General features: G+C 48.2%; 24 protein-coding genes. All 24 read left to right on the forward strand.

Annotation, left to right across the window (positions count from 1 at the left end; translation table 11 throughout):
* Positions 1–41 precede the first annotated feature (41 nt).
* The 24 genes from spoIIIAA (at position 42) to spoIVB (ending at position 20,911) form a co-directional block, all read left to right on the forward strand.
* On the forward strand, positions 42–1,040 hold the full coding sequence (gene spoIIIAA, locus ACFQ3W_RS07995; protein WP_379318397.1) for a stage III sporulation protein AA: 999 nt from the start codon (positions 42–44) through the stop codon (positions 1,038–1,040).
* Positions 1,033–1,551 (forward strand): stage III sporulation protein SpoIIIAB, encoded by a 519-nt coding sequence (gene spoIIIAB / locus ACFQ3W_RS08000; protein ID WP_379318399.1) that lies wholly within the window; start codon positions 1,033–1,035, stop codon positions 1,549–1,551. Before spoIIIAA ends, spoIIIAB begins: the two co-directional genes overlap by 8 nt.
* A 62-nt stretch (positions 1,552–1,613) precedes the next feature.
* Positions 1,614–1,817, forward strand: a complete 204-nt coding sequence (gene spoIIIAC / locus ACFQ3W_RS08005; protein WP_009225775.1) for a stage III sporulation protein AC — start codon at positions 1,614–1,616, stop codon at positions 1,815–1,817.
* Positions 1,818–1,828: 11 nt separating this feature from the next.
* Positions 1,829–2,218, forward strand: coding sequence for a stage III sporulation protein AD (gene spoIIIAD, locus ACFQ3W_RS08010; RefSeq protein ID WP_379318401.1), 390 nt, complete (start codon positions 1,829–1,831; stop codon positions 2,216–2,218).
* A gap of 20 nt (positions 2,219–2,238) precedes the next feature.
* Positions 2,239–3,435 (forward strand): stage III sporulation protein AE, encoded by a 1,197-nt coding sequence (gene spoIIIAE, locus ACFQ3W_RS08015; protein WP_379318648.1) that lies wholly within the window; start codon positions 2,239–2,241, stop codon positions 3,433–3,435.
* Between the two features lie 41 nt (positions 3,436–3,476).
* Positions 3,477–4,274, forward strand: a complete 798-nt coding sequence (gene spoIIIAF, locus ACFQ3W_RS08020; RefSeq protein WP_379318403.1) for a stage III sporulation protein AF — start codon at positions 3,477–3,479, stop codon at positions 4,272–4,274.
* Between the two features lie 21 nt (positions 4,275–4,295).
* On the forward strand, positions 4,296–4,940 hold the full coding sequence (spoIIIAG, locus tag ACFQ3W_RS08025) for a stage III sporulation protein AG (RefSeq protein WP_379318650.1): 645 nt from the start codon (positions 4,296–4,298) through the stop codon (positions 4,938–4,940).
* 135 nt (positions 4,941–5,075) lie between these two features.
* Positions 5,076–5,876, forward strand: a complete 801-nt coding sequence (locus tag ACFQ3W_RS08030; protein WP_379318405.1) for a SpoIIIAH-like family protein — start codon at positions 5,076–5,078, stop codon at positions 5,874–5,876.
* 165 nt (positions 5,877–6,041) lie between these two features.
* Positions 6,042–6,539: an acetyl-CoA carboxylase biotin carboxyl carrier protein gene (accB, locus tag ACFQ3W_RS08035; RefSeq protein ID WP_379318407.1), complete on the forward strand. Its 498-nt coding sequence runs from the start codon at positions 6,042–6,044 to the stop codon at positions 6,537–6,539.
* Between the two features lie 72 nt (positions 6,540–6,611).
* Complete coding sequence (accC, locus tag ACFQ3W_RS08040) at positions 6,612–7,955, forward strand: acetyl-CoA carboxylase biotin carboxylase subunit (RefSeq protein ID WP_379318409.1); 1,344 nt, start codon at positions 6,612–6,614, stop codon at positions 7,953–7,955.
* A gap of 113 nt (positions 7,956–8,068) precedes the next feature.
* Positions 8,069–8,476, forward strand: a complete 408-nt coding sequence (locus tag ACFQ3W_RS08045; protein WP_379318411.1) for an Asp23/Gls24 family envelope stress response protein — start codon at positions 8,069–8,071, stop codon at positions 8,474–8,476.
* A gap of 111 nt (positions 8,477–8,587) precedes the next feature.
* Positions 8,588–9,127 carry an alkaline shock response membrane anchor protein AmaP gene (gene amaP, locus ACFQ3W_RS08050; protein WP_379318413.1) on the forward strand — a complete coding sequence of 180 codons (540 nt, stop codon included), beginning with the start codon at positions 8,588–8,590 and terminating at the stop codon, positions 9,125–9,127.
* Between the two features lie 15 nt (positions 9,128–9,142).
* Complete coding sequence (locus tag ACFQ3W_RS08055; RefSeq protein WP_379318415.1) at positions 9,143–9,376, forward strand: DUF2273 domain-containing protein; 234 nt, start codon at positions 9,143–9,145, stop codon at positions 9,374–9,376.
* Positions 9,377–9,643: 267 nt separating this feature from the next.
* Positions 9,644–10,096: a transcription antitermination factor NusB gene (gene nusB / locus ACFQ3W_RS08060; RefSeq protein ID WP_379318417.1), complete on the forward strand. Its 453-nt coding sequence runs from the start codon at positions 9,644–9,646 to the stop codon at positions 10,094–10,096.
* A 24-nt stretch (positions 10,097–10,120) separates the two neighbouring features.
* On the forward strand, positions 10,121–10,978 hold the full coding sequence (gene folD / locus ACFQ3W_RS08065) for a bifunctional methylenetetrahydrofolate dehydrogenase/methenyltetrahydrofolate cyclohydrolase FolD (protein WP_379318419.1): 858 nt from the start codon (positions 10,121–10,123) through the stop codon (positions 10,976–10,978).
* A gap of 79 nt (positions 10,979–11,057) precedes the next feature.
* Positions 11,058–12,437, forward strand: coding sequence for an exodeoxyribonuclease VII large subunit (gene xseA / locus ACFQ3W_RS08070; protein ID WP_379318421.1), 1,380 nt, complete (start codon positions 11,058–11,060; stop codon positions 12,435–12,437).
* An 88-nt stretch (positions 12,438–12,525) separates the two neighbouring features.
* Positions 12,526–12,765, forward strand: coding sequence for an exodeoxyribonuclease VII small subunit (xseB, locus tag ACFQ3W_RS08075; protein ID WP_379318652.1), 240 nt, complete (start codon positions 12,526–12,528; stop codon positions 12,763–12,765).
* A 25-nt stretch (positions 12,766–12,790) separates the two neighbouring features.
* Entirely contained in the window at positions 12,791–13,666 is an 876-nt protein-coding gene (locus ACFQ3W_RS08080) for a polyprenyl synthetase family protein (RefSeq protein ID WP_379318654.1), read from the forward strand.
* Positions 13,667–13,767: 101 nt separating this feature from the next.
* Positions 13,768–15,678 (forward strand): 1-deoxy-D-xylulose-5-phosphate synthase, encoded by a 1,911-nt coding sequence (dxs, locus tag ACFQ3W_RS08085; RefSeq protein WP_379318423.1) that lies wholly within the window; start codon positions 13,768–13,770, stop codon positions 15,676–15,678.
* A gap of 60 nt (positions 15,679–15,738) precedes the next feature.
* Positions 15,739–16,602: a TlyA family RNA methyltransferase gene (locus tag ACFQ3W_RS08090; RefSeq protein ID WP_379318425.1), complete on the forward strand. Its 864-nt coding sequence runs from the start codon at positions 15,739–15,741 to the stop codon at positions 16,600–16,602.
* A 155-nt stretch (positions 16,603–16,757) separates the two neighbouring features.
* Entirely contained in the window at positions 16,758–17,258 is a 501-nt protein-coding gene (locus ACFQ3W_RS08095; protein ID WP_379318427.1) for a hypothetical protein, read from the forward strand.
* A 1-nt stretch (position 17,259) separates the two neighbouring features.
* Entirely contained in the window at positions 17,260–17,709 is a 450-nt protein-coding gene (gene ahrC, locus ACFQ3W_RS08100) for a transcriptional regulator AhrC/ArgR (RefSeq protein WP_379318429.1), read from the forward strand.
* Between the two features lie 31 nt (positions 17,710–17,740).
* Positions 17,741–19,480: a DNA repair protein RecN gene (gene recN, locus ACFQ3W_RS08105; protein WP_379318431.1), complete on the forward strand. Its 1,740-nt coding sequence runs from the start codon at positions 17,741–17,743 to the stop codon at positions 19,478–19,480.
* A gap of 99 nt (positions 19,481–19,579) precedes the next feature.
* The gene (gene spoIVB, locus ACFQ3W_RS08110; RefSeq protein WP_379318433.1) at positions 19,580–20,911 is read left to right on the forward strand and encodes a SpoIVB peptidase; all 1,332 of its coding nucleotides are present in this window, start codon (positions 19,580–19,582) and stop codon (positions 20,909–20,911) included.
* The last annotated feature ends 207 nt before the right edge of the window (positions 20,912–21,118 follow it).

Genomic DNA, 21,118 nt, shown 5'->3' on the forward strand with positions numbered 1-21,118 from the left:
AAAACAATCCAAATAAGAGTAAGAGTTTTGGGGGTACGCCTATGGACCCAAGTTGGTTAACCGTATTTCCCGACAACATCCGCGACCTGCTGCGCAAACTTCCGCCTTCAATCTTTCCGGCTTTGGAGGAAATCCGAATACGGGAAGGGCGCCCGCTAGAGATTAACTCAGGGGGACGTTACTATTTTTTGACTCCGGACGGAGAATTAACTCGAAATCCGCAAGTCGCGTATAAACCCGGTAAACAGGATGGCAATCGTCTGCTTGATCAGATTACCAACCATTCGCTGTACACCATGGAAGAGGAGCTTCGCAAAGGGTTCATAACGATTGCAGGTGGCCATCGGATTGGACTGGCTGGTAGAGCTTTGCTAAGCGGCGGGAGAGTTGAGCATTTGAGGGACATCAGCGGTTTTAACGTACGGATCGCTAGGGAGGTTAAAGGGATAGCCGATCCGATCCTGCCCAAGCTGCTCGACTTCAAGCACAAGAGCGTCCTTCACACCTTGATTCTCTCTCCACCGCAGCAGGGTAAAACGACACTGATTCGCGACTTGGCGAGACAAATCAGCAGCGGGTCATGGAGTCACCCGGATGCAGGCTGGCCGGGCCTTAAAGTAGCGGTAATCGACGAACGATCGGAGATCGCTGGCAGCAAACGCGGTGTTCCTGGCTTTGATATCGGACCGCGGACGGATGTGATGGATGGTTGCCCAAAGGCGGAAGGCATTATGATGATGATCCGGTCGATGTCGCCGGATGTGCTGATCGTCGATGAAATTGGGCGCCCTGAGGATGCCGAAGCGCTGGCCGAGGCGCTTCACGCCGGAGTGCGTGTTATTGCCACGGCGCACGGCTCGAGCGTGGATGATCTTTCAATGCGCCCCGCGCTGTCCAAGCTGTCGGAGACGTCTTTTTTCCAAATGTATGTTGTTCTCGAACGTACGGAGAAAGGCTTAGCTTTCAGGCTATGGGACGGTAAACGACGCAGCATTCAGACGCAGGCTTTCGGTTGGAAGGGCAGGGAAGAGCATGCTTAAAATATTGGGTGCCGCGCTTGTACTTTTGGCAGCTACACTGGCCGGCTGGCTGCAGGCCAGACAATTTGCGAACCGCCCGAATCATATTCGCAGGCTCATTCTTGCTCTAAAACGGCTGGAGACGGAAATCATGTACGGGTTCACGCCTCTCCCAGATGCTTTTCGTCGGATCGGTGAGCAAAGCGGGGAGCCAATCAAAGCCGTCTTCACAACTGCGGCGGATAACATGTCTTCACCAAACCGTTACACTGCCCAGGAAAGCCTGCAACTGGCCGCGGAAAAAGTATGGAAGTATACGGCAATGAAAGCTCCAGAGCAGGAAGTGATCCGTCAACTAAGCTACACGCTTGGAACGAGCGATCGGAAGGATCAACTCGGTCACCTGGCGACGGCGGTGCGGCAGCTTGAAAGCGAGGAATCCACAGCACGAGAGGAACAAGCCCGGTATGAAAAAATGTATCGAAGTCTCGGACTTCTGTGCGGAGCGTTCATCGTCATACTGTTCTACTGAAATCCATTCCCCCTCCCAAGACTGGTTGTCGCCAGTGAAATCGATAGTGAGGTGCCAAATCAATGAACATAGAAGTGAACGCCATTTTTCAAATTGCGGGCATCGGCATTATTATCGCCATGATCCATACAGTGCTGAAGCAAATGGGAAAAGAAGACATGGCACATTGGGTGACGCTGATCGGATTTGTCGTTGTGCTGTTTATGGTCATCCGGCTGCTGGACAGTTTGTTTCAGGAAATTAAGTCGATCTTCTTATTTCAGTAGGTGAGCTCTCCGTGGAAATCATTCAAATTGTGGGACTCGGGCTCATTGCGACGGTACTTATCTTGGTACTCAAAGAACAAAAGCCGATGTTCGCTTTTTTAATCGCAGCCAGTACAGGAATCATCATATTTTTATTTTTAATTGGAAAAATCGGCGGAATTATTAAAGTGCTAGAGGATTTGGCAGAAGCTTCCGGCGTTCAAATGGTTTATCTCAAAACCATTCTAAAGATCATCGGAATCGCTTATATTGCTGAATTTGGGGCTCAAATTGTCCGAGATGCGGGACAGGAAAGCATTGCTTCAAAAATCGAAATGGCGGGGAAAGTGCTAATTATGGTACTGGCCATTCCAATCATCAGCATCATCATTGAGACAGTAATTAAGCTGCTGCCGGCTTAAATAAGGGTGGGAGAAGGATGATGGGGTCGTCAAATGAAGCATGGCGCGGCAAAACACTAATTCTGATTTTGCTTGGAGTGATGCTGTTCTGGCTTTTTCCCATCATCTCCTCTGCAGAAGGAACCGATGACGGGTGGATCCAGCGACAAGCGGAGGAACTGCCAACTGACCAGGTCGAAACGTACTGGCAGCAACTCATGAAAGACTACGGCGGCTTTTTTCCGGACCAGAAGGTTCCTTCGTTTATGGATATGCTGCTGCAGCAGGATCAAAGCTTCAGTTTAAAGTCCGGGTTAACGGGACTTATGAGGTACATGTGGCATGAGGTACTTTACAACGGGCACATTTTGGTCACGATCGTGCTGCTGTCGATTTTCAGTATGATTCTGGAAACCTTACAAACGGCATTTGAACGAAAACAGGTCAGCAAGGTCGCTTACTCCATCTGCTATATGGTCATTCTGGTGCTGGCGATAAATAGCTTCCATGTGGCGATAACTTATGCAACCGGAGCAATTACGGGCATGATCGACTTTATGATGGCGATGGTTCCGCTTCTTTTCACGCTGCTGGCTTCAATGGGAAACGCCGTAACGGTTACTGTCACGCATCCGCTCGTTGTATTTATGGTTCATACCGTCGGAACTGTTGTTCACAGGGTCGTGTTTCCTCTACTCTTCTTCTCTGCCGTATTGCATATTGTTAGTTCCTTGTCCGAAAAGTACAAGCTAACCCAACTGGCCAATTTGCTGAGAACCATCAGTATGGCGGTGCTAGGCATCATGCTGACGATATTTCTGGGCGTCATCTCTGTCAAGGGAATTACCGGTTCGGTAGCGGACGGAGTCACCTTGCGGGCTGCTAAATATTTGACAGGAAATTTCGTACCGGTTGTCGGAAAAGTGTTCGCCGATGCAACGGACACAGTTATTTCGGCCTCACTGCTCGTCAAGAACTCTATCGGCTTGGTAGGTGTGATCATACTACTGTTCCTGTGCGCCTTTCCGGCGATCAAAATCATTACTTTGGCGCTGATTTTCAATCTATCGGCAGCGGCCATGCAACCGCTCGGCGATTCGCCGGTCATTACGTGCCTAGAAACGATCGGAAAGAGCATGATCTATGTATTTGCGGCTCTGGCTGCGGTCGGAATGATGTTTTTTCTGGCGATTACGATCATGCTGACCGCTGGGAACATAACCGTGATGATGAGGTAGATTCAGCCCGGAGAAAAGAGTGACTGGAAGGTGATCGTCAGATGTCCTGGCTCGGAGAATGGCTCAAGGAACTCATACTAATCGTGCTAATTGCGGTGTTTATTGATTTGCTGCTCCCAAACCGCGCCATGGAGCGGTATGTAAAGTTTGTGGTCAGCCTGCTCATTTTGCTAACGATGCTTTCGCCGGTAATGCGGCTTTTTTCGGGGGATGCAAGCAAGCAGCTGGAGGCTGCCTTTTCAAGAAGTATAGGCGACCTAAGCAGCGACGAGACGAGGCATAGCACGGAAATGATCTTGCAGCAGGGGGAGGAGCTTCGAAAAAAAAGAGAATCCGAAGCGCTGGAGTGGGCTGGTGAGGAGGCAGCAAGGCAGATGAAAGAGCAGATTGTAAGGGAGACCGGGCAGCCCGTGCAGCGGGTATCCGTGAAAATGGTGGCGGAGCCTGTGAAGAGTTCCTCAGGGGAGAAAAAAGAGGGTAAGCCCACTGAAGAAATGAATCCTACGATTTCCGCAGTAGAGGTTGTTTTGGCTGAGGCCAAGTCGGAGCAAAGGCAGGCTGATCCGGAAAACGGTGTTTCCGAACAGGGGGCGGAGATATCGATAACACCGATAGAGAAAGTTGAGATCCGTGTTAAAAAGAACACGAACGACCCTAATGCGGAGATCGAAGCAAGCCCGGAGACGAATGAAGCCATGGCGGAAACTAGAGGGGAAACGGGAGCTCAAAAGGAGAATGACGGGCACCTGAAGGCGCAAATTAGCGACCTGTTAAGCCGAAACTGGGGTATTGCCAAGGAAGCGGTAACCGTAATGGATCCCGTTATGGAAACTAAATAAATGCGGTAGGAGGTGAAGATGATGCCTGGTTGGCTCAAGAAGCTCGAACAATGGTTAGGGCGAGGTAAAGAGGGAAAGAAGAATATCAATGCATTCCGCCTTTTGCTAATTCTCGGATTGGTGGGGATCGCCATCATGCTATTTAATTCATTTGTGCATGTCAAGCAAGTTGATACCGAGGGAGAGGGCAGAGAGCCTCCGGTGATGCAGGACATTTCCGGAACAGCCCAGTTGGATAACAGTTCGTCAGATAACGAGTTTAGCAGCTTGGAATTGTCGCTTGAAAATAAAACGAAAGAGATATTAGAGAAAATTGTCGGAGTTGGGGCGGTCGATGTGCTCGTCACCATTGATTCAACGGAAGAAATCGTCGTTCAACGCAACATAAAGGACACCCAAGAACTGACGGAGGAAAGCGATGCGGATGGGGGAAAGCGCCATGTCACCCAATATTCGCGGGATGGTCAAATCGTAACTTACGATTCCTCGGGCAATGAGAAGCCTATCGTCACGAAGAAGATCAAGCCCAAAGTTCGGGGGGTGCTGATCGTGGCCCGAGGTGCCGAGAACAAAACGGTGAAAGGGCTAATCGTTGATGCCGTTGAGAAAGGGCTCAACGTTCCGGCGTTTCGGATATCCGTTGTTCCGCGCAAGCAGTCTCAGTAGGCGGGGGAGATATTTAGAGAAGTATTTTAAAGAAGCTTAGCTCCACAAAACTTAAGTTAATGCTTTCGAAGCGAGTTTTGTTCGAAGAATTAACTAAGAAGTAACGCTCACAAAACTTTTAGGAGGTAATATTTCATGAAATCCAAAAGACAAACGATTTGGCTCGTATCGATGCTCAGCTTAATGGTTGTATTATCCGCTTATTACCTTTTCACAGAAGATACTCCGCCGGCAGCAACGACTGAAGGGCAACAGGTTAGCACGACGAATCAGACTCCGAAAACGGTCGCCAACGGAGCAACATCGGACGATGGGGTTATCTTGTCGGAGGTATTGAATGAAGGGGCAGCAGGCGAAACGGCCGTGACGGATGATAATGGCTCGACTGCAGCAGATAATACGAAAAAGGACACTGCGGAATCGACACAACCTGATGCAACAACTAAAGATAAGACCGATACAAAGTCTCAGCAAGGAGAACAAACTAAGTCCGACAAAGAAACGGGCGGTTCGAAAGAGCCATCCAAGCAAGCACCAGCCGCTACGGACGAGGATGTACTCAAACAAATGGAGTCGCAGGGCATTTCCTCGGGAGATTCTCTAACGGCTTATCAGTTTGAACGTAACCAGGAAAATGTGAAGAAAACGGAAGAGCTTATGAAAGCGATCAGCAGTGAAAAATCGCTTGAAGAAGCAGCCATGGCGCAGAAGCAACTAGATGCCCTGGAAGAAAAAGAGGAAAAAATCCACGGTATCGAAGAAAAGCTCCTTCAGCAATACTCTAACGCGGTCGTCACCGAAGCCGACAACAAATATAAAGTAGTGGTTGTAAGTGAAAAAATGGCGGCTAAAGAAGCGGTGAGCATTATGGACATGGTAATCAAGGAATTAGGAGTATCCCAGGACAAGGTCAGCGTCCAGTATGTTAAGCAGTAAGGAAAAGCAGACGATAAACGGGCAAATAGAACACGAAATTGGGGAGAGTCCAGAGCAATCATGGACTCTTTCCATTTTGATCGATTATGATATAATACATAAAGTTATGTGCATTTGCAGTAATACGCCAAGGCTTTTCCGATAAAGCTGAAGGAGAGAGTGAATATGTTTAAACTGAATGAAATTAAAGAATTGATTGAACTCTTGGACAAGACATCCGTCCATGAATTAGAGATTGAGAGCGAGGGTGCTCGTTTATGCATCCGCAAACCAGGAAAAAGCGAAATCATTCAAGTACAACCACAGGTTGTAGCCGCTGCTCCTCAAACGACAACGGCTGCAGTGCCCGCTGCTGAAACCGTATCGATGATGAATACGACCCAACCTGTCGTGTCGGCGGCTCCTGCCGAGAAGCCAACAAACCTGCATACCATCGTATCACCGATGGTAGGAACGTTTTATCGCTCCTCGTCGCCAGATGCCCAGGCTTTTGTCAATATAGGGGACAAGGTTGGGGAGAAGACAACGGTTTGCATTATTGAAGCCATGAAATTGATGAACGAGTTGGAGGCCGAGGTGAAGGGCGAAATCACTGACATTCTCGTGGAAAACGGCCAACTGGTAGAGTACGGACAGCCTCTCTTTCTGGTGAAGCCGGAGTAAACATGAATGGCAGCCCTACTTTTTTGCAAACAGGGCCGCGATCTAGCTTTCCAAGGAGGATGAGGGAGAATCATGAAATTTCATAAAATATTGATTGCCAACCGTGGGGAAATTGCGGTTAGAATAATTAGAGCTTGTCGTGAATTAGGTATTTCAACCGTAGCGGTATATTCCGAAGCAGACAAGGATTCTCTGCATGTCCGTCTTGCTGATGAAGCCTATTGCATCGGACCTACGCTTTCTAAGGATAGCTACCTGAATTTGACAAACCTCATGAGTGTAGCAACTTTAACGGAGTGCGATGCGATTCACCCGGGATACGGCTTTTTAGCTGAGAACGCGGATTTCGCAGAGATTTGCGGTTCATGTAATGTAGCGTTCATCGGACCTTCCCCGGAAGCAATTACCCGCATGGGTGATAAAGCAGTGGCGAAGCAAACGATGAAAAATGCAAAAGTCCCAGTCATCCCAGGTTCCGATGGACTGATTGAGGATTTGGATGAAGCGGTAATGGTTGCCCGGGATATCGGATATCCGGTCATTATTAAAGCAACTGCGGGCGGAGGAGGCAAAGGGATCCGCATCGCAGAAGATGAAGCTTCGCTGGTCAAGCAGATTACAACAGCGCAGCAGGAAGCACAAAAAGCTTTTGGCAACGCAGGCGTTTACCTGGAGAAATATTTGACCGGCATGAAGCACGTTGAAATTCAAATCATGGCCGATAAGCATGGCAATGCGGTATATCTTGGGGAACGTGACTGTTCCGTGCAACGTCGCCGCCAAAAGCTTGTTGAAGAAGCGCCATGTCCTGTATTAACGCCGGAGAAACGCCAAGAAATGGGCGAGGCTGCGGTACGGGCGGCGTTAGCCGTCAGTTATTCCGGTGCGGGAACACTTGAGTTTCTGCTCGGACCAGATGGACAATTTTATTTCATGGAAATGAATACGCGAATTCAGGTAGAGCACCCGGTTACGGAAATGGTGACTGGCATCGACCTGATTCGGGAAATGATATGGGTGGCGGAAGGGAAACCGCTTTCCTTCAGACAAGAAGATGTGCGATTAAACGGCTGGTCGATTGAATGCCGCATCAATGCAGAAGATCCGGCTCGCAATTTTATGCCATCACCTGGTAAGATCGGTTTTTATTTGCCTCCTGGGGGTCCCGGAGTTCGAGTGGACAGCGCGGCCTTTCCTGGATATACGATTACTCCATTTTACGATTCAATGATTGCAAAATTGATCGTTTGGGGAGCTACACGGGACGAGGCTATTGCCAAAATGAAGCGTGCGTTGGCTGAATTTGCTATTGAGGGTATCCATACGACAATCCCATTCCATCAAAAACTGCTGGAACATCCGACCTTTATCAAGGGTGACTTTGATATCAAATTTTTGGAAGAAAACGAGATATAGCATCGCTGCTATAAGTTTGTCATAATGAACCCAAAATGATATAGTATGTATAATAAGTGCGCGGTATCTATCGTCAGAGCAGCGTCATACTTATTGAGAGGTGGATGAATAGAATGAGTACTTTGCCTACGGAATTCGAACGTACGGATATTGGTGAGATTCAAATTGCTCCAGAAGTAATTGAAGTGATTGCCGGTCTGGCTACGGTTGAGGTGAAGGGCGTTGCCGGAATGAGCGGTGGATTTGCCGGTGGGATCGCCGAGCTGTTGGGAAGAAAAAACCTATCCAAAGGCGTGAAGGTTGAAGTTGGACAGCGTGAAGCGGCTGTGGATGTTTCCGTTATCGTGGAGTTCGGCAACCGTCTTCCTGAAGTTGCCTCTGAAATCCAACTCAATGTAAAGCGTTCGATCGAAACAATGACTGGCTTGAACGTGGTTGAAGTGAATGTGCATATTCACGATGTTATTTTCAAAACCACCGAAAAGCAGGAAGAGACGGAGCCTAACCACAGAGTAAAATAAATAATTTGTGATGAACCCCCGACCAAGCGCGTCAGGGGTTTACTGTAATTTTTCAACGTGTTCGACCCATTTTTGAAACTACCTACCTCTACTAAGGAGGCTGCACTCGTCGTGGCAAAAATATTAGACAGAATCTTGCTGTTTATTTACAGCTTGTTTATCGGAGCTTTATCCGTAATCGCCATCCTTTTGCTGGCGGATGTCATCCCGATAGATCTAAGTGTGATTGGACAAAGAAATCTTTATATCGCTGCATGGGTGGTTGCTGTTGTATTGCTGCTTCTTAGCTTTCGTTTCTTCTACATATCGGTTCGTAGAGACCGTCAATCGCTGTCGTCCATCGATCAGCGGACCGAATACGGGGACATTCAGATTTCCACAGAAACGATCGAGAACCTGTCCTTCAAGGCGGCTTCCCGGGTACGGGGAATCAAGGAAATTAAGACTCGGATCCGCATAACGGATGCAGGACTAGAGATTATGGTTCGTGCGCTTGTAGATGGTGAAACGTCCATTCCGGCTTTGACGGAAGAAGTACAAAAGCAGGTTCATGATTACGTCGAGGATATTACGGGTATCCCCGTATCTAATGTTTCGGTATACATCGCCAACCTGGTTCATTCGCCTGTCATCAAAAGCCGGGTAGAATAGGGGTGAGTAGCGAAGGTGTTCTGGAAACAATTGTGGGAGAGTCACAAGGGACGTTTACTAGGACTGGCTGGAGCCATTTTCCTATGCCCCATTTATCTATTTTTCGGATTTTGGAATATGCTCTTCTGTGCTCTGCTTCTCTTCATCGGATATTCGATCGGTAAGCAGAAAGATTTGGACCAAGGCCCATTACTGCCCTGGGGGGAGATGTGGGAATGGCTGTCTTCGCGCTGGCGTCCTTTTAAATGATTCCTGTGATATGCTTTCTCCGGAAAAAGAGCTGCGACTCGCCCTTGCCCATTTTGTGGAGGAAGCCTATTACGGGGGTTTTTTTGTTTATTAGCATTTGAATTTATAGAAACTGACAATCTTCAAGGGAACTGAAGTGTTATATCGACATCGTTTGGTCCATGCTGAAGGTAAAAGGTTTTGCTTCGGGCATCATCTTATCGGATCTATGCTCACATCCCAATGTTCCCGGAACGGGATAGGGATAGTTATAAAAGGAGGAAGCACATGAAACGGCGGTTAGCAAGAGAAATAGCAATACAGAGTTTGTACCATATGGAAATGAACGAGGTTGAGGCGGAAGAGGCAGTTACGATGCTGCTTGCAGAAGCGGCAGGTGACAACGAGAGCGAGGTTGAAAAGCTGTCTGATGTTGATGCCACGAGAGAATTTGTGCTGGAGATCGTAAAAGGCACTTGGAATCAACGAGAGGCGATTGACGGTTTGCTCGCCGATTATTTGAAGGGTTGGCAGCTAAGCCGTTTGTCTAGAGTGGATCGGCAAGTTCTCCGTTTGGCTACCTACGAAATGATTTTCCGCGATGATGTTCCGGGAAAGGTTGCCGTTAATGAAGCAATTGAGCTTGCTAAACATTTTGGTACGGCAGACTCTGGCAAATTCGTAAACGGGGTTCTCGGTAAAATGATTCAAGACGTGGAACAGCTGAAAAGTAAAATATAAAAAATACGCAGAGGAGAGGATGACATGTCAGCACCTATCATTAACGGAAAACAAATTTCCGAAAATATTCGCGCTAAACTTCGTGAGGAGGTTCAGGAGCTTTCGACACAAGGGTTCAAGCCCGGGCTGGCTGTCGTTCTTGTAGGCGAGGATCCGGCTTCGCAGGTGTATGTGCGAAATAAAGAAAAGGCTTGCGTTGAGTTAGGTTACTATTCCGAGGTGCATCGTCTACCCGGAACTACTTCTCAGGAGGATCTGCTGGCTTTAGTGGACAAGCTGAACCGGCAGGAGAACATCCATGGGATTCTGGTGCAGCTTCCGCTACCTAAACATATCGATGAGAAGTCAGTGATTGATGCCATCTCAGTCGAAAAAGACGTTGACGGTTTTCATCCCGTAAATGTCGGGAATCTGGTGATTGGTGACGACAGCCTGCTTCCATGCACCCCGGCCGGAGTAATCGAGCTGATCAAAGAAACCGGCATAGAATTAGCTGGCAAGCATGCGGTTGTGATCGGGCGCAGCAATATCGTGGGTAAACCGGTCTCTCTGCTTTTACAGCGTGAAAATGCTACCGTTACAATGTGCCACTCTCGTACGGTGAACATGAAGGAGCTGACGAAGCAGGCGGACATTCTTGTCGTGGCCATTGGCCGTGCCAATTTTGTAGATGCCTCCTACGTGAAGCCGGGAGCGGTTGTGATTGATGTCGGCATGAACCGTTTGGAAACCGGAAAGCTGGCTGGCGACGTCGATTTTGAAAGTGTGAAGGAAGTTTCCGGTCCGATTACGCCGGTTCCAGGTGGGGTTGGCCCGATGACGATTACGATGCTTATGCAGAATACGCTGATTGCAGCAAAACGTTTGGCTGGGTTGGCTTAATTTTCACAAGTAGCTTGCAGCTTTGTTGCTGTATTGCATAGATGAGGGAACTGTAGGATCGGGGAGAGGAGGCTAAACGATGGACCGACGGATTTTGACGGTGAAGGAGCTAAACCGGTATATCCGGATGAAGCTCGAATCGGACTCATTATTAGCCGAAGTGTGGATTCGCGGGGAAATCTCCAACTTTACTCACCACTCCAGCGGCCATATGTATTTCACCTTGAAGGATGCCGACAGCCGGATCAAATGCATCATGTTTGCCTCGCATAACCAGCGTTTGCCTTTCATTCCGAAGGAAGGCTCCCGGGTGATTGCCCGGGGCAACGTATCGGTATATGAACGGGACGGGCAGTACCAGTTCTATGCTACGCATATGCAGCCGGATGGAATCGGCAGCTTGTATCTCGCTTTTGAGCAGCTAAAGCAAAAGCTTGGAGACGAAGGGCTGTTTGCGACGGAGCGGAAAAGGCCGCTGCCGCGGTTTCCGCGCACGATTGGCGTCGTCACGTCGCCGACGGGCGCAGCCGTACGCGATATCCTGACGACCCTGCAGCGCCGCTATCCGTTAGCCTCCGTTGTCCTGTACCCGGTTTTGGTACAGGGTAAGGGCGCGGCGCCGTCGATTGTGAAAGCGATTCGAGCGCTGAACGCCATGGGCGAGGCCGACGTATTGATCGTCGGTCGGGGCGGCGGCTCGCTCGAGGAGCTGTGGGCGTTCAACGAGGAGCAGGTCGCGCGTGCGATTTATGAATCGGCGATACCCGTAATCTCGGCCGTAGGCCACGAGACGGACTTCACCATCGCCGATTTTGTCGCCGACCTGCGGGCCGCCACGCCCACTGCCGCCGCCGAGCTCGCCGTGCCGCACGCGGCCGAGCTGCGAGCGCAGCTGCGCCAGCGCGAGCAGGTGCTGCAGCAAAGCTTGCAGCACCGCCTACAGCAGGCGCGCGAACGGCTACGCCGGCTGCAGGGCTCGCCGGCGTTGCAGCAGCCGCAGCGCAGCCTGCTGCAGCATGCGCAGCGGCTGGACCGGCTCTCCTCACGGTTGGAGAGCCGGATGGAGATGCGCTTGCAGCTAAGCCGGGCGTCCTATGACCGGACGCATCAGCGGCTGCTACGCTTTCATCCGCAGGAAGCGCTTCAGTTCGCCAATAGGCGGCGACAGGAAGCAGACCGGCTGCTTCGCCAGGCTATGCTTGGAACGCTCAAGGAGAAATCACGGCAGCTGACATCCGGTATCAGACAGCTGGATGCACTAAGTCCACTCAAGGTTATGGGTCGAGGCTATAGCCTTGTATATGATGAGCATGGACAAAGACTTATCAAATCGCTGGGTGATGTTGAACCAGGCGATCAGATCACTATAAAAATGACCGATGGGGAACTCGATTGCCAAGTATGGGGCATGAGGCGGGAAGGAGCTGGAGAAGTTGAAGGAACAAACGCAAAATCTTGAATCGGATTTGGATCAGGTTCCAGGAGCGGAGCCGCAAGAACGAAAGACCAAACAGGATAAGAAACCGAAGCAAGCCCAAAAGCCGGAGATCAACTTCGAAGAGGCGATGAATCAGTTGGAGGATATCGTCTCCCAGCTTGAACGCGGGGATGTGCCGCTGGAGAAGGCGATCGACTTATTCCAGCAAGGAATGCAGCTTTCCCAGCTTTGCAGCCAGAAGCTAACGCAGGTTGAACGTAAAATTGAAACGATTGTTGAACAGGACGGTCAACTCGGCAAGAAACCGTTTGAGCCGCCTATGGAGGAGAGCGGTGAGTACGCTGGATAATTCAAAAATGACGATTGATCAGTATATGGAAAACATCACCGTTTTGGTGGTCGACAAACTGAGAAATTTCATCCCTGAGGGGTGGGACGTTCCCAAAACGCTCTTGAAATCCATGGATTATTCGCTGATGGCCGGTGGGAAGCGGCTTAGACCGCTGCTTGTCGTGGCTGCGGCGGAGGCGCTGGGGGCGAGCCGAGAGGCGGCCTTGCCCGTCGCCTGCGCCGTAGAGATGGTGCATACGTATTCGCTGATCCATGACGACCTTCCGGCTATGGACGATGACGATTTCCGCCGCGGCAAGCCAACTAACCATAAAGTTTTTGGGGAAGCTATGGCGATTTTAGCCGGGGATGGCCTCCTCACTCATGCGTTCTATAGTGTCGTTCAAGCAAGCAAAGAACACGATGTGCCTGCTGCAAATGCTCTCGCGATCATTGAGGATCTGTCCCGGTACGCCGGGCCGGCTGGAATGGTTGGCGGTCAAGTGGCCGACATGGAGGGTGAACAAGGGATCACAGGACTTAACCAACTGAAATACATCCATGAGCATAAGACCGGGGATTTGATCGTTTTCTGCCTTAAAGCGGGAGGCCGGATTGCCTCTGCTTCAAGTGAACAACTTAAGGCACTCGAGACTTATGGCCGAGGGCTGGGGCTTGCATTTCAAATTCAGGATGATATTCTGGATTTGGTCGGTGATGAGAGCAAGCTTGGCAAGAAGACGCAGAGTGATGTGAAGCAGCAGAAAGTGACTTATCCGTTTTTTCTCGGCTTGGACAAGTCTCGTGAGGAAGTTGATCGGTTAACTCACGCTGCGAAAAAAGCGCTCAGTGATGGCTTTATCCCCTACCCTGGACGTTTGCTGGAAATTGCAGACTTTTTGCTTCGAAGGGATCATTAAGGATCATATGACCAAAAGTGATTTCGATTACACCGATTCATATGGTATAATGAATGCTATTATCAACAGAGAAAACCAATTAAGGAAAGCGGGGAATTCCTGTGCTGCTTTCACAAATTCATGAGCCTGCCGATTTAAAAAAATTGTCTCTGGAGCAACTGACGCCGCTTGCTGCGGAAATCCGCCAGTTTCTGATTGAAAAGCTGTCGGTGACAGGAGGGCATTTGGCACCTAACTTGGGCGTAGTGGAATTAACGATTGCCCTGCACTATTGTTACAACAGCCCTCAGGACAAGTTTATTTTTGATGTTGGGCATCAAGCCTATGTGCATAAAATTTTGACAGGCCGGATGGATCGGTTTGACACCCTGCGCAAGCATAACGGTTTGTGCGGATTTGTTAAACGTAGCGAAAGTGAACATGATGTATGGGAGGCAGGGCACAGCAGTACATCGCTTTCGGCAGCTATGGGCATGGCACTGGCCCGGGATTTAAAAGGCGAACAGCATCGTGTCATCGCTGTAATTGGAGATGGCGCTTTGACGGGTGGAATGGCGTTTGAAGCGCTTAACCATATCGGCCATGAGAAGAAAAACTTAATGATCATTTTAAATGATAATGAGATGTCTATTGCTCCTAATGTTGGAGCGTTACACAATTATTTAACGAAAATCCGTTCTGGCCGTAATTATTTACGGGCGAAGGATGAAGTCGAGCAGCTGCTCAAGCGCATTCCAGCGATCGGCGGCAAGCTTGCTAAGACCGCGGAGCGAATGAAGGACAGCTTGAAATACATGATGGTCCCTGGCGTACTATTCGAGGAACTTGGCATTAAATACTTGGGTCCGGTGGATGGACATGATTTGCCGGGATTAATCGAGTCATTTAAACAAGCGAACAATGTAAACGGACCGGTACTAGTTCATGTACTTACTACAAAAGGAAAAGGCTATACACCTGCCGAGGAAGATTCTCACAAATGGCATGGCCTTTCCACACCTTACAAAATTGAAACGGGTCAATTGATAAAAGCGGTTGGCAATCCGACATACACTGATGTATTCGGGCAAACCCTGATTGAACTGGCCGGGGTGGATGAGCGGATCGTTGCGGTTACGCCAGCTATGCCCGGAGGGTCGGGATTGGTGAAATTCGGAGAACGGTTTCCAGGGCGAATGATTGATGTTGGGATTGCTGAGCAGCATGCGGCAACGATGTGTGCAGCACTCGCAATGGAAGGCTTGAAACCGGTGTTTGCCGTGTATTCAACGTTCATGCAACGGGCTTATGATCAAATCGTGCACGATATATGCCGGCAAAATGCCAACGTCATGTTTGCGATCGACCGGGCTGGTTTTGTAGGAGCTGACGGAGAAACGCATCAAGGCGTTTATGATATCGCTTTTATGAGACATATTCCCAATATCGTCCTCATGATGCCTAAAGACGAGAATGAACTCCGTCATATGATGAAGACGGCGTTAGATTATAATGATGGGCCGATTGCTTATCGTTATCCGAGAATCAATGTACCCGGTGTGCCCCTGGACGAAGAGCTAGTTTCCATCCCTATTGGCAGCTGGGAATTGGTTCGTGAAGGAGATACCGTGACAATCATCGCCGTTGGACCGATGGTGCAGGTCGCAGAAGAAGCTGCGGAAATGTTAAAACGGGACGGTGTCTCGGTTGCTGTAGTCAACGCCAGATTCCTTAAGCCGCTAGATGAAGATATGCTGCTCAAGCTGGCAAATGGGGCGAGCAAAATCATCGTGCTGGAAGAGGCCTCTCAGGCAGGAAGCCTTGGCAGTGCGGTGCTGGAGTTTTATGCGGCTCATGATATTAATGGCCTGAACATTTCGTTGATGGGTATTCCCGACCGCTTCATTGAGCATGGAAGCATTAAGGATCAGCTTATGGAAGTTGGGCTTACCGCGGATGAAGTAGTAAGAGAAGTCCAGAAATTCCGAACCGACCAACATTTTGCCTTCGGAAAGAAAGTAAAACCATATTAAAGTACAGCTTTAGATTCAGCCTGGGGTCAATCCCTCGTTGAAAGACAGGAGATTCAAAAGATGTCTGTTTCCAAGGAACGCATTGATGTCCTGCTGGTGGAGCAGGGGTATTTCGATAGCAGGGAAAAAGCAAAAGCCGCCATCATGGCCGGGCTTGTCTTCGGTGGACAGGAACGGATTGAAAAAGCCGGAACCAAAATTCCGCGCGATACTGTGCTTACCGTAAAAGGTGCGGTACATCCTTATGTTAGTCGTGGCGGGTTGAAGCTTGAAAAGGCGCTGAAGCGCTTTGAAATCAATCTGGAAGGAAGAACGATGCTAGATATTGGCTCTTCCACTGGCGGGTTTACGGATTGTGCGCTTCAGCATGGAGCTAGCTATGTATACGCTATTGACGTTGGGTACAATCAGCTGGATTGGTCACTCCGCAATGATGAGCGAGTAAACGTGAAAGAGCGAACGAATTTTCGTTATATGATCCTGGAGGATTTGGATGGCCCGAGGCCGGATTTTGCCAGCATCGATGTTTCATTTATATCCTTAAAGATCATTTTGCCGCCTTTACTTACTTTACTTAAACGTCCAGCAGACATAGCCGCCCTTATAAAGCCGCAATTTGAAGCGGGACGTGAAAAAGTAGGAAAATCAGGGGTTGTACGTGATCCGAAGGTCCATCAGGAAGTGCTGGAGACGATATTGTCTTATGCGGTGGAGCTTGGGTTCTCACTTCAAGGCTTAACCTACTCGCCGATCACCGGCGGTGAAGGAAACATTGAATTTTTGGCACATCTTCGGCTTGAGGATACACCACAGAAAGGCCAAGAAAGCAGCCAGGGGCTAGAGCAGTCAAAGCTGATTAGTCAATTGGCTGGTAGTGTTGTTCAAGAAGCGACACAGACCTTTACGGGAGGCCCATCAAAATGATGGGCTTTTTTTGTTTGTTATCTCTTGAAAAACGAACGTTTGTTCCCTATAATGAATATTAACTGAATCTATAAGTAAAATGCTTACAAATAAATTATTGTTTGCCTGACAGGAGCTTGAAGGAATGCGTCGAAATAGTTCTTGAGGTGATTTCGATGGGAGCGTACTCTGACGGTTTATTAATGCTGCTAATTGCCGGGATTGCGGCTTATCTTCTGTATCGTGGTTTTCGCTCCTGGGTTCGCAAGCCTCTTACATTACGATCCCGCATCCGTTATCAACTAAATACAGATATTTTAGATCATCCTGCGGTAGAATTGCTGGAACAGGCGGGGTATGAAGTTATAAGCGACAGACTTAAGGTTCCATTATCTTTTCAGGTGAATCGCGATGTTCTGTATAGTCGATTGTTTATTGACTATATTGCAGTAAGAAACGGGGAATTCTATCTTGTAAAGACCGCAAGGGAACGACTAGCGATCGATTGGACAGGCAGCGGGGTCCGTAGAGAGCTTTTGCCTTATCTGCTTCTTTACCCCGATAGTGCGGGTGTGTTATATATTGATGCAGAGCAGGGAATGATCAAGAAAATCTGTATGATCGTGGATGATAATGAAGACGAAGACGATACAGCCTTAGAGGGCTATGGAGGGTAGAATGAAGGGTCAACGACATATTAAAATTCGAGAGATAATTACAGCCCAAGAGATTGAAACTCAAGATGAACTGGTGGAAGCGCTCCGCCAGGCTGGATATCAGGTAACACAAGCTACGGTATCCCGTGATATTAAAGAACTGATGCTCATCAAAGTGCCAACCGATGAAGGAACATATAAATATTCCATGCCGACGGCTCAGCGGTACAATCCCGTGCAGAAATTGCAGCGAGCACTGATCGACAGCTTTGTACACATCGACCATACAGGCAACTTGGTCGTTTTGAAATGCCTTCCGGGTACTGCAAATTCAGTAGCCGTGTTAATCGATAATATGGAATGGGCAGATTTGCTTGGTACGATTTGCGGGGACGATACAATACTGCTCATTTGCCGAAATGAAGATTATAGTCAGTTTATTATTGATCAAATTATGGGGTTCATTTCTTAACCTTTTGATTAGAAGGGGGCTGCCTTCACCGATGCTAGTTCATTTATCCATTCGAAATTTGGCTGTTATTGAGGCTGTTGACGTAACATTTCATTCCGGTTTTCATGTTCTGACAGGAGAGACGGGAGCCGGTAAGTCGATTATTATTGATGCCTTAGGACTGATTGCCGGCAGCAGGGGTTCGGCTGAATTAATTCGCTATGGCTGTGATAAAGCTGAAATGGAAGCCTCCTTTGATTTGCCGGAACATCATCCGGTATGGGCTACTCTTGCCCGACTTGGGATAGGCGGAGAACCTGGGGAGGAGCTCATTATACGCCGGGAGATTAGTATTCAAGGCAAGAGCTCTGCCAGAGTTAATGGTCAGCTGGTCAATTTATCAATGCTTCGGGAGGTTGGCGATGAACTGATCAACCTTCACGGGCAGCATGACCACCAGACATTACTCCGCCCTGAACGACATTTGGAATTGCTCGATGCCTATGGTGCCGATACGATTGATCCAATAAAAGAAAGATACCAGAAAACCTATGCCACTTTTGCGAAAATTGATAGGGAATGGAATGAATTACGGAATACAAGTCAACAGGCTTTGCAAATGCTTGACCTATATCGGTTTCAACTGAACGAAATTGCGGCAGCTGAATTAAAGCCTGGTGAGGATGAATTACTGGCTGAAGAAAAGGTGAAACTATCCCATAGTGAGAAGATGATGGATTCCGTTTCTGAGGCATACGAACTTTTATATGGTAACCAAGGACTTGAAGCAATCGCTAAAGTGATTTCCCGACTTAATGAGGTAGCGGGTTATGACAATAAGGGAATTTCCCCTCTTCTTGAACAGCTTCAATCTGCTTATTATCAGCTGGAGGACGCCTCCTTTAGTTTACGGAATTATCGTGAGCGAATTGAATTTAACCCTGACCGTTTAGAGGAAGTGGAAGAAAGGCTTGATTTGATTTCAACCTTACGCCGCAAATACGGAGACGATGTTGAAGGCATTCTTGCTTATTATGAGAAGATCCGCAAAGAAACGGACATGTTGGAGAATAAAGATGATCTGCTTGAACAATTGCAAGCCCGGCGGGATCAATTGTTGTCCAAGCTACTTATCGAGGCGAGTGAATTGAGCTCGACTCGTCGCCAAATTGCTCAGGAATTGGCAATTCAAATCGAGAATGAACTTAAGGATTTACAAATGGAACGGACGAACATGCAAGTGAAGGTGACTTGGAACGAGGATCCTCATGGAGTGGAATGGGAAGGTAAGAAAATCCGCCCTGGGAAACAGGGAATCGACAGTGCTGAGTTCCTCATTTCACCAAACCCTGGCGAACCGCTTCGGCCGTTAAGCAAAATTGCTTCGGGCGGTGAATTGTCACGAATTATGCTCGCGCTGAAGAGTATTTTCGCAAGACATGATGAGGTTCCTGTACTTATTTTTGACGAAGTTGATACTGGAGTAAGTGGACGGGCAGCCCAATCCATCGCGAATAAGCTGTCCCGGCTGTCAGATACATGCCAGGTGTTTTCCATTACTCACCTTCCTCAAGTGGCCTGCATGGCGGATTGGCAGTACTTGATTGAGAAAGTGGTTGAAGATGGTCGTACAATGACACATATCGAGCATTTGAATGATGAAGGGCGAATTAATGAGTTGGCACGCATGCTTGGCGGTGTTGAAATTACAGAGAAAACGCAGCATCACGCTCAAGAAATGCTCAAGCTTGCACAGGCACAAAAGGATGGTTTGTTAAGTCCGGCACAATGATTGACAGTAATAAAAGACCCACCCCGGGGTATCTTATAGGTACGCAATTGGCGACCACCTTTTCGTCAAGCGAAAGAAGCAAAGGGAGCGTGACAGCCATTGAACCCGAACCTCAGGAAAAGAATGCTGGGTCTTTTTCTTGCCTTCTTCTTTTGTTTCATCGGTACTTCCGTAGCTAAAGGCCATACGCCAGTTCTGCCGGACGAGCTGCGTCTGTTTCAGGGACAGGGAACTCAAATTCGTTTAGCATTACCTGTACAAGCAGAAGTCAGTGTCGATCGACCGGATGTTGTAATGGTGAATGGTCAAGCTAACCCTTCCATGAAAGTGTCTTTGGACCATCCGCTTGAGCTTTCATCGCTTCGGAGCGGAGAAGCAAAACTCCGCATGAAATTATTCGGTCAAATTCCTCTAAAGACAGTTAAGGTCAATGTAATTCCTGATTTGAAAGTGATTCCCGGCGGTCAAACGATTGGCGTTAAAGTAAAATCCGCCGGGATTTTAGTGGTCGGTCATCACCAAGTTATGACCGATAGCCAAAAAATATCCCCTGGAGAAGAAGCAGGTATTCAAGCTGGAGATTTAATTACGCATATTAATGGAATCAAGCTAAATGATGTCAGAGATGTTGCTGATATTGCTACAGAAGCAGGGAAAAACAAGCAAACGATGCAAGTTACTTACAAACGAAACGATAAAGAATTTACCGCAACGTTAAGCCCTGCCTTCGATAAACAGGACCGCGCATGGAGACTGGGGCTTTACATTCGCGATTCAGCTGCAGGAGTAGGAACATTAACGTTTTATGCTCCAGATCAAGGGGTGTACGGCGCCTTAGGTCATATCATCACAGACATGAATACGCAGACCCCGATCGTTGTGGGAAGCGGGCAAATTTTACAGTCTAGTGTTACCTCCATCTCCAAGAGCGAAAGCGGGGAACCTGGCGAAAAGCGGGCTCATTTTCTGAAAGAAGGCAAGATGCTTGGAAATATCGAACGTAATACGCACTTCGGAATTTTTGGAAAAATGAAGGAGAATCCTGACCATAGCGTGTACCAACAGCCAATACCGGTTGCTTTTTCTGAAGAGGTTAAGGAAGGTCCAGCTGAAATTTTAACTGTGGTCGAGGACCAGCGGGTTGAACGGTTTAAGGTCGAAATCGTTCATGTATCGAAACAAAGTGCTCCCGAAACCAAGGGGCTTGTGCTTCGCATAACGGATCCACGGCTGGTGGAGAAAACAGGAGGCATCGTTCAAGGCATGAGCGGTAGCCCCATTATACAAAACGGCAAGCTGATCGGTGCTGTTACCCATGTGTTTGTAAATGATCCGAGATCGGGTTACGGATGTTTTATCGAATGGATGCTGCAGGATGCAGGCATTTTAGAAAGCCATCAAGGAGCTAACCAAAATCTTAAGGCGAGCTAAGTGCCTTAAGATTTTTTTATGTTAATCCTGATCGCTAAAGAGGAGATGTATACATTTGTCGAATTGTTACGAACTACATCGCTTTATGTAAACAAATAAATAATTATAACTTAACAAAGTAAAAAAATAAAGAAAATAATTTTCGACAGAAGGAATTTACTTTTTTGTGTCGAATCCTTATTCTGGAAGAGGAGAAATTATAAAAAA

The sequence above is a fragment of the Paenibacillus puldeungensis genome, assembly GCF_042678945.1.
GTDB classification, from domain to species: domain Bacteria; phylum Bacillota; class Bacilli; order Paenibacillales; family Paenibacillaceae; genus Fontibacillus; species Fontibacillus puldeungensis.